This is a genomic window from Escherichia sp. E1130 (assembly GCF_005781065.1).
GTDB lineage: Bacteria > Pseudomonadota > Gammaproteobacteria > Enterobacterales > Enterobacteriaceae > Escherichia.
On the sequence record NZ_VATL01000016.1, the window covers coordinates 87286 to 100590 of the forward strand.

The 13305-nt window shown below is 50.2% G+C and carries 15 protein-coding genes; 6 read left to right on the top strand and 9 right to left on the bottom strand.

Going from position 1 to position 13305, the window contains the following annotated elements:
• Positions 1-221: 221 nt before the first annotated feature.
• Entirely contained in the window at positions 222-731 is a 510-nt protein-coding gene (sulA, locus tag FEK66_RS15740) for an SOS-induced cell division inhibitor SulA (protein WP_064528402.1), read from the bottom strand.
• Between the two features lie 217 nt (positions 732-948).
• Between sulA and sxy the strand changes: the two genes are divergently transcribed.
• On the top strand, positions 949-1578 hold the full coding sequence (gene sxy / locus FEK66_RS15745; protein ID WP_130205381.1) for a CRP-S regulon transcriptional coactivator Sxy: 630 nt from the start codon (positions 949-951) through the stop codon (positions 1576-1578).
• Here sxy and yccS read toward each other — a convergent pair.
• Positions 1541-3703, bottom strand: a complete 2163-nt coding sequence (yccS, locus tag FEK66_RS15750) for a YccS family putative transporter (RefSeq protein WP_130260791.1) — start codon at positions 3701-3703, stop codon at positions 1541-1543. The two genes, sxy and yccS, sit on opposite strands and share 38 nt — an antisense overlap.
• 9 nt (positions 3704-3712) lie before the next feature.
• Positions 3713-4159 carry a YccF domain-containing protein gene (locus FEK66_RS15755; protein ID WP_032161476.1) on the bottom strand — a complete coding sequence of 149 codons (447 nt, stop codon included), beginning with the start codon at positions 4157-4159 and terminating at the stop codon, positions 3713-3715.
• 122 nt (positions 4160-4281) lie between these two features.
• On the opposite strand from FEK66_RS15755, the gene helD reads away from it, so the two are divergent.
• Positions 4282-6336 (top strand): DNA helicase IV, encoded by a 2055-nt coding sequence (gene helD / locus FEK66_RS15760; RefSeq protein WP_135493667.1) that lies wholly within the window; start codon positions 4282-4284, stop codon positions 6334-6336.
• A 31-nt stretch (positions 6337-6367) separates the two neighbouring features.
• Here the strand turns inward: helD and mgsA are convergent, their stop codons facing one another.
• Entirely contained in the window at positions 6368-6826 is a 459-nt protein-coding gene (gene mgsA, locus FEK66_RS15765) for a methylglyoxal synthase (RefSeq protein ID WP_064528411.1), read from the bottom strand.
• Between the two features lie 95 nt (positions 6827-6921).
• The gene (locus FEK66_RS15770; RefSeq protein ID WP_130205387.1) at positions 6922-7584 is read right to left on the bottom strand and encodes a DUF2057 family protein; all 663 of its coding nucleotides are present in this window, start codon (positions 7582-7584) and stop codon (positions 6922-6924) included.
• A gap of 172 nt (positions 7585-7756) precedes the next feature.
• Here FEK66_RS15770 and FEK66_RS15775 point away from each other — a divergent pair, with 172 nt between their 5' ends.
• On the top strand, positions 7757-8170 hold the full coding sequence (locus tag FEK66_RS15775) for a CoA-binding protein (RefSeq protein WP_064528416.1): 414 nt from the start codon (positions 7757-7759) through the stop codon (positions 8168-8170).
• A gap of 45 nt (positions 8171-8215) precedes the next feature.
• Here the strand turns inward: FEK66_RS15775 and hspQ are convergent, their stop codons facing one another.
• Positions 8216-8533: a heat shock protein HspQ gene (gene hspQ, locus FEK66_RS15780; RefSeq protein ID WP_001295356.1), complete on the bottom strand. Its 318-nt coding sequence runs from the start codon at positions 8531-8533 to the stop codon at positions 8216-8218.
• Positions 8534-8590: 57 nt separating this feature from the next.
• Positions 8591-9781 carry a 23S rRNA (cytosine(1962)-C(5))-methyltransferase RlmI gene (gene rlmI, locus FEK66_RS15785; RefSeq protein WP_130205389.1) on the bottom strand — a complete coding sequence of 397 codons (1191 nt, stop codon included), beginning with the start codon at positions 9779-9781 and terminating at the stop codon, positions 8591-8593.
• A 94-nt stretch (positions 9782-9875) separates the two neighbouring features.
• Here rlmI and yccX point away from each other — a divergent pair, with 94 nt between their 5' ends.
• On the top strand, positions 9876-10154 hold the full coding sequence (yccX, locus tag FEK66_RS15790) for an acylphosphatase (protein WP_000048252.1): 279 nt from the start codon (positions 9876-9878) through the stop codon (positions 10152-10154).
• On the opposite strand, the gene tusE is transcribed toward yccX, so the two are convergent.
• Both tusE and yccA read right to left on the bottom strand, forming a co-directional pair.
• Entirely contained in the window at positions 10151-10480 is a 330-nt protein-coding gene (gene tusE / locus FEK66_RS15795) for a sulfurtransferase TusE (protein ID WP_000904443.1), read from the bottom strand. The two genes, yccX and tusE, sit on opposite strands and share 4 nt — an antisense overlap.
• Before the next feature lie 91 nt (positions 10481-10571).
• Positions 10572-11231, bottom strand: a complete 660-nt coding sequence (gene yccA, locus FEK66_RS15800) for an FtsH protease modulator YccA (protein ID WP_000375136.1) — start codon at positions 11229-11231, stop codon at positions 10572-10574.
• A 447-nt stretch (positions 11232-11678) separates the two neighbouring features.
• Between yccA and FEK66_RS15805 the strand changes: the two genes are divergently transcribed.
• Both FEK66_RS15805 and FEK66_RS15810 read left to right on the top strand, forming a co-directional pair.
• Entirely contained in the window at positions 11679-11951 is a 273-nt protein-coding gene (locus tag FEK66_RS15805) for a hypothetical protein (RefSeq protein ID WP_135493636.1), read from the top strand.
• A gap of 88 nt (positions 11952-12039) precedes the next feature.
• A protein-coding gene (locus FEK66_RS15810) for an IS3 family transposase (RefSeq protein ID WP_135493668.1) occupies positions 12040-13247 on the top strand; the annotation gives its coding sequence in 2 pieces (ribosomal slippage) (positions 12040-12361 and positions 12361-13247; 1209 coding nt in all).
• The last annotated feature ends 58 nt before the right edge of the window (positions 13248-13305 follow it).

A 13305-nucleotide genomic window follows, 5' to 3' on the forward strand; every position in this document is an offset into this window, starting at 1 on the left:
TGTAAAGTCTACAACGTAGTTGAAAACTTACAAGTGTGAACTCCGTCAGGCATATGAAAAAAAAGACTTGTATAAGGTGCGTTTAACCTTTTTTGTTAACGATACTTTACAGGATAAAATCGCGGAAACCGCTTCAGACAAGCCTCCACAAGTAAAATTAGTGACAAGTGAAAGCGTCTACGGGTTAACAAAAAAAGTTCCAGGATTAATCCTAAATTTACTTAATGATACAAATTTGAGTGAATTTTTAGCCCAGAAAGTTGTCTCGTGGCGTGAGAGTGTGTGCTTACTGGACGCATAATAAACCCCATTGCGTTACCTTCATTGGCGGCATCAACAAGATCAGCATGCTCTTCTTCTGTCAGATCGTCTGCCAACCAACCGATCACTACGCTGTAATTTCCCGTACGCAAAGCACGAACCATCGATTCCACGGTGTGACAAGGGGAAAGCTGGCTTATCTGCATCACCTTAGTTAAGGGTAGTCCCGCTGCCTGAACCCATTCACGACTTAGTTTTTGTTGCGGCGTTAACCAAAGTTGCCAACGCGATTGTTGGCCGAGTTGCTGTAATAATGGCAAAAGCAGGAGTTGCGTCATCATGGGCTGATCTTCGCGATAGACAACTTCACTAATTAGCCCGGCTGTAGTGTTTTCCGTAGAGACACGCGCAATTTTGCTTGCTGTGGAGGAGAACATCGAAGAACGATTTGCGTAGCCTGAAGTGTACATAATCAATCCAGCCCTGTGAGTTACTGTATGGATATACAGTACATCCAGTGACAACAAAGATCAACACAAATTTCGGAAAGAGCCTCGCAATTTTTGTCGTTGGTGACCTGAAAACTTAAATTAATCTTGCCCCTTGAGAATAAGTTGCCTATTTTCGTATTTAACGGATCCGTTAATGTGAATCATTCTTTTATATTATGATTTTAAAAGGAATTTTATGAAAAGCCTCTCCTACAAGCGGATCTATAAGTCACAAGAATACCTGTCGACGTTAGGCACTATTGAATATCGATCGTTGTTTGGCAGTTACAGTCTGACCGTTGACGATACAGTGTTTGCGATGGTTTCTGATGGTGAGTTGTATCTTCGGGCTTGTGAGCAAAGCGCACAGTACTGTGTAAAACATCCACCAGTCTGGCTGACATACAAAAAGTGTGGCCGTCCCGTTACTCTCAATTACTACCGGGTTGATGAAAGCTTATGGCGGAATCAACAGAAGTTGGTGCGGTTGTCGAAATATTCGCTGGACGCTGCGCTTAAAGAGAAAAGTACGCGCGACACCCAGCAACGGCTGAAAGATTTGCCCAATATGTCTTATCACCTGGAAGCGATTCTCGGGGAAGTGGGGATTAAGGATGTTCGGGCGCTACGTATACTTGGGGCGAAAATGTGCTGGTTGCGGCTACGGCAGCATAACAGTCTGGTGACAGAAAAGATTCTGTTCATGCTTGAAGGCGCAATTATCGGTATTCATGAAGCTGCGCTCCCGGTGGCACGCCGCCAGGAGCTTGCAGAATGGGCAGATTCTATTACACCGAAACAGGAGTTTCCTGAGGAACTTGAGTAATCCGGCGTTGCAGACGGCCAATTTCTGGCAGTAATGCAATCAGTAACCCGATTTGCTGTACGACAAGAGGTTCTTTGCTGTCTGCCCGCGGTTCAAGTTGTTGCATCCGCTGTTTCAGGCCAGCTAATGCCTGATTGACGCGTTCTTCATCGGCAGGTTGATGATGTAGCGCGTCATCAACATAGCAAACTGCGTCATCAAGAAACGCCAGAATTTCAGGGTTGGTTAACTGCTCGCGGTGTGCGCCGAGGGCAGAAATATAGCTGGTAAAAGTATGGTTAAGGCACAGTAAACGGAACGCGTCATCGCGAATTTGCGGTGTGACGTTCGGTTCACTGGACATATTCGACACCACCGACGCCAGTTCAGCATCACGGTTGTGAGCATCGCGTCGGGCAATACGATACGCCAGACGGTTGTCACGCCCCTGATGATATTGCTCAAGAATGGCATCGAGATAACGGCAGTTAGCATCCGTCGCGCGTTCAAGCATTCGCGGCAGATTGCGAAACCGCCAGTCGGGCCAGATGTAGCTCACCGCCGCCCATGCTATTGCACAGCCGATCAGCGTATCGATTACGCGAGGCAGCGCGACTTCAAAACCTTCACCCAGCAGGTTGAAGCACAGTAACACCAGAAGCGTAATGAACATCGTTGCATGAGCGTATTGCACGTTACGGAAGGCAAAAAAGAGCACGCCGGTAATCACCAGCAGCACCAGTTGTCCTTCCAGTGACGGAACAAACCACAGCACAGGAATACCAATCGCAATACCCACCAACGTACCAATAATCCTTAACTTCAGACGGTGGCGCGTGGCGTTATAGTTTGGCTGGCAGACAAACAGACTTGTCAGCAGGATCCAATACCCGTGATGCATTCCGGTTATCTGAATGATGGCGTAACCAACACACAATACCAGCGACATTCTCACTGCATGGCGAAATAGTGCAGACTCCGGCGTTAAGTTACGTTTAAGACGCAGCCAGATATCGCTAAACCCGCGAGGGCTGTCGTCGGCGAGTTCATTTTCGTCTGCATTGGGGGACAGCGCCTGGGCTTGTTCTGATTCAATAGTCGCCAGTTGGGCATCTATGGCACGTAAATTGTTCAGCAGGAATCCCAGTATTTTTAGCAGATCGGCGGGCGCACCATTTTCGCGCATCCGCTCAAGTGCGGCGTCAATATGCGTAAAAGCGCGTTCAAAATGTGGATCGTGCTGATAAGGCTGACGCAGCAAAATACAGCGTGACAATTGTTGGCAAGCTTGTCCCTGCATCGACATCAGGCGCTGGAAGCGGAACAGCACATCGCTGTGGCGAAAATGTTCTCGCAGCGTTTGATACTGAATATGTGAAGAGCTTGCCCGCTCGTGGATATCCTGCGCTACAAAATAGTAATGTAGTGTACGACGCGTTCCCCGCTGACCGCGGTCGCCGCGTAAGCGGGTCAGCAACGAGATTTTCGTCTGGTTCAGCGTCACCATAAGTTGCCCGTTGGCGAGCGCCAAATCATACAGCGGTGCCTGGCTTTCATCCTCAATATCAGGATCAAACATACGTGACTTGAGTTCCAGATACCGCGCCAGTTGTTCGTAACAACGTGCCAGGTTGTCCTGCAACGGGCGGACAGGGAACAGCAAATGACCAATAAGCGTCAGGATGTTGTACCAAACCGCACCAGCAAGCAGATAGATAGGCTGCTGATACCAGTGTTCATACAGGGAGGTTCCCAGCATCGTGTAAATGGCAATCAGCAATGCACCGAAGGCGATGGTCGCATAGCGTTGACCCAGACCGCCGAGCAAAATGAAGCCGCTGGTGGAGAGCGTTAAACCAATGGCGAACAGCCAGGGCCACGGAAATAACAGCTCTACTGAAGCCGAGGCAATAAAAAAACAGAACAGCGTAATAATGAGATTACGCAGACGTCCCGCCAGTCGGTCGTCGAGATCGGTCAGTGCTGCCGCCACCATTCCGAGAGTCAGCGGAATCGTAAGTTTTACATCACCCAGCCACCACGGAAACGCAGTGGTGCCGCAAAGTGCGATAAAAATGCGCGCGTAATACAGCCAGGTGCTGTTCCAGGTATAGCGTTTGAGCAAAGGACTTAGCATAAAGGCCATAATGTTGGATTATTGGAAACGGCGACGTGCATTGGCTTCACGCGCAGCTTGAGCTGTTTCTACCGATACCACGCGGCGTCCGACCGGCCACAGTGCAATAGCGGCAATTTTAAAGTTCGCAATACCAACCGGAATACCAATGATGGAAATGCATTGCGCGATACCTGTTGCGATATGCATCAGACATAGCCACCAGCCGAAGAAAACCAGCCAGAAAATATTCAGCACCGTACCGCCAGTGTTAAGCAGCACATTTTTGCCTGCCGGGTTTAGTTCATCGACATGAATAGCTTCATTGCCATAAGGCAGCAGAGACAGTTTGGTTATCTCCCAGCAGGACCGTGTCAGCGGTAAGGTGAAAATCAGCACAATACTGACCAGGGTCGCTAACAGCCAGCCAAGAGTGGTGGCGAATCCGCCAAGCACAAAGTTCAGAATGTTCAAAACGGTACGCATAAAACCTCGCTTTACTGTGGTTTTCAGTAATGGGCGGCAATTGTAACGTTTTTTTGGGCTGGAGCACGTTTTCTCTGGCGGTTACACTGATAAGAAATGACATCGTGTGGATCTACAGAGACATGGAACTGAAAGCGACAACTCTTGGCAAACGTCTGGCACAGCACCCTTACGATCGGGCGGTGATCCTCAATGCCGGGATAAAAGTTTCCGGCGATCGCCACGAATACCTTATTCCTTTCAATCAATTACTGGCTATTCACTGCAAACGTGGTTTGGTATGGGGTGAGCTGGAATTTGTATTGCCTGATGAAAAAGTCGTGCGTCTGCATGGCACTGAATGGGCAGAGACGCAGCGTTTTCACCATCATCTTGATGCTCACTGGCGGCGCTGGAGCGAGGAAATGAGCGAAATTGCCGCTGGCGTATTGCAGCAACAACTGGATCTTATTGCTGCTCGCACTGGAGAAAATAAATGGCTGACGCGGGAGCAAACCACTGGGGTACAGCAACAAATTCGTCAGGCTTTGTCAGCGTTGCCATTACCGGTTAATCGCCTGGAGGAATTTGATAACTGTCGTGAGGCGTGGCGCAAATGTCAGGCCTGGCTGAAAGATATTGAAGCCAGTCGGTTGCAGCATAATCAGGCGTATACCGAAACCATGCTTAACGAATATGCGGATTTTTTCCGTCAGGTTGAGTCTTCACCGCTTAATCCGGCGCAGGCCCGGGCGGTGGTTAATGGTGAGCATTCCCTGTTAGTGCTGGCTGGCGCAGGAAGCGGAAAAACGTCTGTGCTGGTGGCGCGCGCTGGCTGGTTATTGGCGCGTGGTGAAGCATCACCCGAGCAAATTTTATTGCTGGCGTTTGGTCGAAAAGCGGCGGAAGAGATGGACGAGCGGATCCGCGAACGGCTGCATACCGAAGAGATTACCGCGCGCACGTTTCATTCTCTGGCCCTGCATATTATTCAGCAAGGTAGCAAAAAAGTACCGACAGTCAGCAACCTGGAAAATGACACCGCAGCCCGCCATGAACTCTTTATTGCTGAGTGGCGTAAGCAGTGTAGTGAAAAGAAAGCACAGGCGAAGGGCTGGCGACAATGGTTGATGGAAGAACTGCAGTGGTCAGTGCCAGAAGGCAACTTCTGGGATGATGAAAAATTGCAGCGTCGTCTCGCATCTCGCCTCGATCGCTGGGTCAGTCTGATGCGGATGCACGGTGGCGCGCAGGCTGAAATGATTGCCAGTGCGCCAGAAGAGATTCGGGAACTGTTCAGTAAACGAATCAAATTGATGGCACCGTTGCTGAAAGCCTGGAAAGGTGCGCTGAAAGCGGAAAACGCTGTCGATTTTTCAGGTCTGATTCATCAGGCGATTGCTATCCTTGAGAAAGGGCGGTTTATCAGCCCGTGGAAACATATTCTGGTTGATGAATTCCAGGACATCTCCCCACAGCGAGCGGCCTTGCTGGCAGCATTGCGTAAACAAAATAGTCAGACAACGTTGTTTGCCGTTGGCGATGACTGGCAGGCTATTTACCGCTTCAGCGGCGCGCAAATGTCGCTCACCACGGCCTTCCATGAAAACTTCGGTGAAGGCGATCGCTGTGATTTAGACACGACTTACCGTTTCAATAGCCGTATCGGAGAGGTGGCAAACCATTTTATTCAGCAGAACCCTAATCAGTTGAAAAAACCGCTGAATAGCTTAACGAATGGTGACAAAAAAGCCGTCACCTTGTTGGATGAGAGTCAGCTTGACGCTTTACTGGACAAGCTATCTGGTTATGTCAAACCCGAAGAGCGCATTCTGGTACTAGCGCGTTACCATCATCTGAAGCCCGTTACTCTGGATAAAGCCACGACGCGCTGGCCGAAGCTGCAAATCGACTTTATGACCATTCATGCCAGCAAAGGGCAACAGGCCGACTACGTCATCATCGTTGGTTTGCAGGAGGGGAGTGATGGCTTCCCGGCTGTGGCGCGTGAGTCCATTATGGAAGAGGCGCTACTGCCGCCAGTAGAGGACTATCCGGACGCCGAAGAACGGCGATTAATGTACGTTGCGCTCACTCGCGCACGGCATCGGGTTTGGGTACTGTTCAGCAAAGAGAATCCTTCTCCCTTTGTGGACGACCTGAAAAAACTGGATGTACCGGTAGCAAGGAAACCGTAAGAAACAGGCGGCGAGTGCCGCCTGTGCGAACTTACTTCAGGCGTTCTGCGAGATAACGCTGATAATCCGGGATCAGAATATCTACAGCGTCGTTGAAATGTGGTGACTGGATGATGAAATCAGCCGTTGCCACGTTGGTGGCGACCGGAATGTTCCACACCGTCGCCAGACGCAGCAACGCTTTCACGTCGGGGTCGTGTGGTACAGCATTCAGCGGGTCCCAGAAGAAAATCAGCACATCAATTTTCCCTTCTGAGATCAATGCGCCAACCTGCTGATCGCCGCCCATCGGGCCGCTCAGCATCGCGTTGACGTTCATTCCTGTCGCGCGGGAAATTAAGTTACCCGTGGTGCCCGTTGCATAAAGTTCGTGCTGCTCCAGAAGCGGCTGATGCCGTTCCACCCAGCTCATGAGCATTTGCTTGCAGTGATCATGTGCCACCAGCGCAATATGTTTACGCGCCGCCATTGTGCGAGTTGTCAGTTCCATAATTTACATCCGTAGTTAACTTTCCTACAGACTACTGTAAGCACTTATCGCTGCAAGATAAAGACTGAAAAAGCCTGCGCACAGGCACAAAAATCTCAGGAAGAAGGTTGTTTTTCCGCCCATTGCAGAAAGTTATTACGCGTTTGTGGGTCAGCCAGTTTAAACCAATACTTCAGCCGTTGTTCAGTGAGCACCTGTGACTGCGGAGGAATCGCATCCAGTTCCGAAACGCCGGAGAGCAGTGTACTGTCGTCCGCCATCATAGTGGCAAATTGCGGTAGCGAAGCGCGTTTTGCGGATTTGTTATAGCGTTCGACTTCCAGCTCATAATCGATTGTTTTCCCGGCAGAGGTAATGGCGAGAATATCCAGCTTCACCGGAATCGGCGTCGCATCGCCATCTAACAATTCAAGGTTCGGCGCTGCGTCAAAATGGTTCGCTTCTCGTTCATTCTCCAGGCGAGGGAGACGAAAATTCACCTGACTAATGAGCTGGGTATTAAAGCTAACGACCAGCGGCGGGGAGATATAAAGTCGTTCTTCGTTACTGGAAAGATGGATTGTCTTTTCAACGCGAAACACTAACTGATGTGGTCCATTATCCAGTTCGATGCTATCAGCACCGCGAAGCAGAGAACTGGAAACCTTTTTGCCGTCGAGTATCAGGAGATCAACATCGCTGGATAGCCGCAGTGTGGTGGCAAAAACGGATACCGGCAAACACAGTGCAATCAAGGTGGTCATAATGCCGGTTTTCATAGGTAGCTCCTGTCCAAAGACCGCCCGACTAATAATGTATCAAAATTTTTCTTTAATCATACTTACTAACATATAGACATGTTTTCTGCTTTTGCTCTCATACATTCGTAGTAGCTACATGGTTGGCATGTCGGGATTGTCGTACACTTTGGTAAATAGTCTGGAGGAAATGATGAAAGAAACCGATATTGCAGGCATTTTAACGTCCACTCGCACCATTGCGCTGGTGGGAGCAAGTGACAAACCCGATCGTCCAAGTTATCGCGTAATGAAGTATCTGCTCGATCAGGGCTATCACGTTATTCCCGTCTCCCCAAAGGTCGCCGGTAAAACGCTGTTAGGCCAGCAAGGTTACGGCACGCTGGCGGAGGTTCCGGAAAAAGTGGATATGGTCGATGTTTTCCGTAATTCAGAAGCAGCATGGGGTGTGGCGCAGGAGGCGATCGCTATTGGTGCGAAAACCTTATGGATGCAGCTGGGTGTTATAAATGAACAGGCGGCAGTGCTGGCGCGTGATGCAGGGCTAAACGTGGTGATGGATCGCTGCCCGGCGATTGAGATCCCTCGTCTGGGCCTGGCGAAATAAAAAAATACCCGGAAGGCGAAAACCTTCCGGGCATGTTTATGAGGATTAGTTACGCAGACGCGGCGCCTGGAGTTGTTTGCGGATAGTCTGCGCTAGCTCATCCATTGACGGTTGCTCTGGATGTTCATCCTGCAATTCGCTACTTAGCTGGGCTTCAGCCAGGTAGGTATGAACCGGTAGGCCGTTGTCATCCTCCATCACCACGTGATACCACGGAGCGGCGCGAAGCTCGTCATTCACCGCCAGCTCATCAGGCGACGGTTCAGAGAGCGAGTAAACCGGGTCGATATCCACGACCACTCCGAGATAACCTAACAGGGAATGGCGGACCTGCTGGCCGATACCGAATTTGCTGGCAATCATAGTCACCTCCCGGGAAATCTTTACCTTTGATATATGGGCAAAATTTCACTTTTCAAGTTACATGACGCGACAGGCAAACCCTTTCAGATATAGCCCTTCCGGGTAGGTAGCGATCACCGGGTGATCGGCGGCCTGACGGAACTGCTCTATAAATTGTACATCACGACCGGCATCAATTGCGGCGTCAGCGATGATTTTCTGAAATAAATCGCTGGTCATCAGGCCAGAACATGAGAAAGTCAGGAGAACTCCGCCTTCATTCAACAGCTGAATGGCCAGCATGTTGATGTCTTTATAGCCACGGCATGCGCCCATCAACTGGCTTTTATTCTCAACAAACTTCGGCGGGTCCATCACGATAACGTCAAATTTTTCACCGCGATCGCGATAGGTACGCAGCAATTTAAAGACGTCATCACGGACAAACTCAGCCTTGCTCAGATCCAGCTTGTTCAGCTCAACGTTCTGCCGCGCGATATCCAGGGCTTCCTGCGAAGTATCGACGCTGACTACCTGGCTGCATCCACCCATTAATGCCGAGACGGCGAAACCACCGGTATAGGAGAAACAGTTGAGTACGCGTTTATTTTCAACGTAGCGGCGGGTAGCCAGGCGGCTGTCACGCTGGTCCAGGTAGTAGCCCGTTTTGTGGCCGTGTTGAATGTCCACCAGCAGCTTCATACCGTGTTCTTCAATCGGCAGCAGGGCAGGCGGCAGCTCGCCGGTAACGGGGCCCTGGGTCAGCTCCATACCTTCTTTTTTACGTACAGCGACGTCGCTGCGGTCGTAAATTGCGCACTCCGGATAGATCGTTTGCAGGGCGCTAATTAATGCCGCGCGCTGATACTCTGCGCCAGCACTCAGCAGTTGCAGCACCAGAAAATTGCCGAAGCGGTCGATAGTAATGCCAGGCAGGCCATCAGATTCGCCAGCAATTAAACGATAGCTGTCGAGGCCATCTTTTTTCGCCAGCCAGTCGCGCCACTTTTGCGCCTGTTGTAAACGGCGAGTAAAAAAGGCAATGTCGATGGATTCTGACGGGTCAAACGTCCAGACGCGCGCACGGATTTGCGATGCTGGCGAATAAGCGCCGCGTGCTAACCATTTTCCCTGATGATCAACAATATCGATGGTTTCTCCGAGGCTGGCTTTACCTTCCATTCGGGCAACGGCGCCGGAAAAGACCCACGGATGGCGACGAAGTAATGATTTTTCGCGCCCTTTGGCTAACACTAAACGTACACTCATAATTAACTATTCTGTCGATGCAAAGAAATGGGCGCCATTGTCCGGAGTTTTCCATGGATTTGCAACGCGTCCATTAAGGATAAGGGGAGCAGTCATGTCGAAAGTCTGCATAATTGCCTGGGTATACGGCCGGGTTCAGGGGGTAGGATTTCGCTATACCACCCAGTACGAAGCGAAAAGATTGGGATTAACCGGTTACGCCAAAAATCTTGACGATGGCAGCGTGGAAGTCGTTGCCTGCGGTGAAGAAGGGCAGGTGGAAAAATTAATGCAGTGGTTAAAAAGCGGCGGCCCGCGTTCAGCGCGTGTGGAGCGGGTGCTTAGCGAGCCGCATCATCCCTCCGGGGAGTTAACGGATTTTCGTATTCGTTAAATGCATTTCACAGGTTTAGGCAGGCCAGCAATTTTGGTGGCTTGCTTTGCCGGGCCTTTCGGGAACAGTCGGTACAGATAACGGCTATTGCCTTTCTCTTCACCAAATTTATTCGCCATCGCTTTAACCAGCATACGAATTGCCGGAGAGGTATTAAATTCCAGGTAGAAGTCACGTACAAAACGCACCACCTCCCAGTGTTCTGGCGACAGTGTAATACCTTCGTTCTCTGCAATGACCACCGCCAGTGGTTCGCTCCACTGGCTACTCTCTTTGAGATAGCCTTCGGTATCGGTTTCTATCTCTTTACCTTCGAAGATCAGCATAATTATTTACTACCTTAGTCAGACTGGCGGCAGTGTAACAAAAAACAAAGCCCCGCATAAAGCGAGGCTCAGAAAGAGATAGCGGGCGAGATTAATCGCGGCTGGCGAAGCCCAGAATGCTCAACAGGCTAACGAAGATGTTATACAGCGACACATACAGGCTCACAGTGGCACGAATGTAGTTCGTTTCACCGCCGTGGATGATGTTGCTGGTTTCAAACAGAATTGCGCCAGAGGAGATCAGAATGAACACCGCGCTGATCGCCAGATGCAGAGCAGGCAGTTGCAGGAAGATATTCGCTACCATCCCGATCAGGACAACAACAATACCTGCCATCAGCATACCGCCGAGGAACGACATATCCTTGCGAGTGGTCAGCACATACGCAGAGCAGCAGAAGAACACTAATGCCGTACCGCCCAACGCCATGGCAATTACGTCACCCATTCCGGCTGACAGATAGGTGTTCAGAATTGGCCCGAGGATATAACCCAGAAAACCGGTAAACGCGAACGCGGAGATAATCCCGGTCGGCTTATTCGCCGTTTTATAGGTCAGGAACATCAAACCATACATACCCACCAGCGTCAGAATCAGCCCCGGAGATGGCAGCATCAGAACCGTACTGGCCGTCGCGGTAATCGCCGAAAAGGCCAGTGTCAGGCTCAGGAGAAAATAGGTATTACGCAGCACCTTATGGGTGCTAAGCAGCGATGTACGGTCATGTGAAGAACTAACAATACGATCCATTGAGTCACTCTCTATGACAGATGTAATTAATGAAGCAGCATAATGATAATGCCGAAAGCTACCCAGAGGTTTTACCCATCTTTACGCATTTGATCTGGAACAGGTTTAGCAGAGGATGGTTAAGCCACTGAGTGTGGTATAGCATTTTGACAGGCAAAAGAAAAAGGGGTTAGCATTTAGCTAACCCCTTATCTTATTTGGCGGAAGCGCAGAGATTCGAACTCTGGAACCCTTTCGGGTCGCCGGTTTTCAAGACCGAAAAATAATACTTAAAAATCAAACTCATAGCACAATAAAAAAGAATAACATCAATACAAAAAGCACATCAAAAACAATACATTAGGCAAAACGCAAACGTCGATATTCTTCTAAATTATGCACTATGTCTTGACTGATTATCTGCTATTGAGGATAGTGGCTGTATAAAAACACAGTATCGAGGGTGTAATGAAAAACAGAGAATCCAATGTCAGCAGCCTGCAAGAATTAGCCGATTTTAACGTCAGCTATTCCCTGCTCACAAACGAAGTCTATCTGTCTGCATCATTCATCGATAACATGGCCTGCATACCACATTGGCCAGTAAAGGAATTCCCAGATCAGTTTATGTGTGATCAGTTTATGTGTATCTCACGAACTCGCGCAAAAGAACTGATAAATGAGTTACAGAAGGCAATCAACTACATGGATGCAGGTATTGATAACTCCCATGGTAGGTGATGTAGCCCCCAGAAACACCGGACAGTAGCTGTATCTCCAGATAAGAGATAGGCTTGAATATATGTCTAACACTAACGCCAATTTTGAGATGACCGGGATCCTGTTAGGGCAAGAAGTCCGTAAACGTAAAACTCCTCAGGAGAAAATCGCCATTATCCAGCAGACGATGGAGCCGGGTATGAATGTCTCCCATGTCGCCCGCCTGCATGGTATCCAGCCCAGCCTGCTGTTTAAATGGAAGAAGCAATATCAGGAAGGCAGCCTCACCGCCGTTGCGGCCGGAGAGGAAGTCGTTCCTGCTTCTGAGCTTACAGCTGCTCTGAAGCAGGTCCGGGAGCTTCAGCGCCTTCTGGGCAAGAAGACGATGGAAGTTGAGATCCTGAAAGAAGCGGTGGAGTACGGCCAGTCGTGAAAATGGATAGCGCACGCGCCCTTGTTGCCAAAGGACGGGGAATAGCCCTGGTCAGCCGCACCATGGGCGTGTCGCGTGCGCAGCTGTCACTGCGAGTTAACCGTTCTGCCGACTGGCAGGACAGGCGCTGTAACCGGCGTAATGACGAAGCAGACGCTGAAATACTGACGGATATCCTCGATATCATCAGCGATATGCCGAGTTATGGTTATCGACGCGTGTGGGGCATCCTGCGCAAGCAACGTCGCACTGAGGGAGAGCCACCGGTGAACGCCAAACGGCTTTACAGGATAATGAGCGAGCATAACCTGTTGTTGTTGCATGACAAACCAGAGCGACCGAAGCGTGAACACAAGGGAAAAATCGCGGTGGCAGAAAGCGATATGCGCTGGTGTTCAGACGGCTTCGAGTTCGGCTGCGACAACGGTGAAAAACTGCGGGTGACGTTCGCGCTGGACTGCTGCGACAGAGAGGCCATAGACTGGGCAGCGAGCACGGGAGGCTACGACAGTTCGACCGTACAGGATGTGATGCTGAGGTCGGTGGAAAAGCGCTTCGGCGACAGGTTGCCGGACACACCAGTGCAGTGGTTGACGGATAACGGTTCAGCGTATACTGCGCATGAAACGCGGAGGTTCGCCAGAGAGCTGAATCTTGAGCCCTGTACAACAGCGGTGAGCAGTCCGCAGAGTAATGGCATGGCCGAACGGTTCGTGAAGACGATGAAAGAAGACTATATCGCGTTCATGCCAAAACCGGATGTGAGAACAGCCCTGCAAAACCTTGCAGCAGCGTTCACGCATTACAATGAAAACCACCCGCACAGCGCGCTGGGATATTACTCTCCGAGGGAATACCGGCGGCAGCGGGCATCGTTAACTTAAGATACAAAAGCGGTCCGGAGATAGCGGGTCAAGATCATAACTCCCATGGTAGGTTCAA

What these genes read in the sequence shown, in the direction of transcription:
- sulA (WP_064528402.1), bottom strand. Translation starts at nt 731, where the DNA reads ATGTACACTTCAGGCTACGCAAATCGTTCTTCGATGTTCTCCTCCACA.
- yccA (WP_000375136.1), bottom strand. Translation starts at nt 11,231, where the DNA reads ATGGATCGTATTGTTAGTTCTTCACATGACCGTACATCGCTGCTTAGC.
- hspQ (WP_001295356.1), bottom strand. Translation starts at nt 8,533, where the DNA reads ATGATTGCCAGCAAATTCGGTATCGGCCAGCAGGTCCGCCATTCCCTG.
- yccS (WP_130260791.1), bottom strand. Translation starts at nt 3,703, where the DNA reads ATGGCCTTTATGCTAAGTCCTTTGCTCAAACGCTATACCTGGAACAGC.
- FEK66_RS15805 (WP_135493636.1), top strand. Translation starts at nt 11,679, where the DNA reads ATGAAAAACAGAGAATCCAATGTCAGCAGCCTGCAAGAATTAGCCGAT.
- yccX (WP_000048252.1), top strand. Translation starts at nt 9,876, where the DNA reads ATGTCGAAAGTCTGCATAATTGCCTGGGTATACGGCCGGGTTCAGGGG.
- FEK66_RS15775 (WP_064528416.1), top strand. Translation starts at nt 7,757, where the DNA reads ATGAAAGAAACCGATATTGCAGGCATTTTAACGTCCACTCGCACCATT.
- sxy (WP_130205381.1), top strand. Translation starts at nt 949, where the DNA reads ATGAAAAGCCTCTCCTACAAGCGGATCTATAAGTCACAAGAATACCTG.
- FEK66_RS15755 (WP_032161476.1), bottom strand. Translation starts at nt 4,159, where the DNA reads ATGCGTACCGTTTTGAACATTCTGAACTTTGTGCTTGGCGGATTCGCC.
- helD (WP_135493667.1), top strand. Translation starts at nt 4,282, where the DNA reads ATGGAACTGAAAGCGACAACTCTTGGCAAACGTCTGGCACAGCACCCT.
- FEK66_RS15770 (WP_130205387.1), bottom strand. Translation starts at nt 7,584, where the DNA reads ATGAAAACCGGCATTATGACCACCTTGATTGCACTGTGTTTGCCGGTA.
- mgsA (WP_064528411.1), bottom strand. Translation starts at nt 6,826, where the DNA reads ATGGAACTGACAACTCGCACAATGGCGGCGCGTAAACATATTGCGCTG.
- tusE (WP_000904443.1), bottom strand. Translation starts at nt 10,480, where the DNA reads ATGCTGATCTTCGAAGGTAAAGAGATAGAAACCGATACCGAAGGCTAT.
- rlmI (WP_130205389.1), bottom strand. Translation starts at nt 9,781, where the DNA reads ATGAGTGTACGTTTAGTGTTAGCCAAAGGGCGCGAAAAATCATTACTT.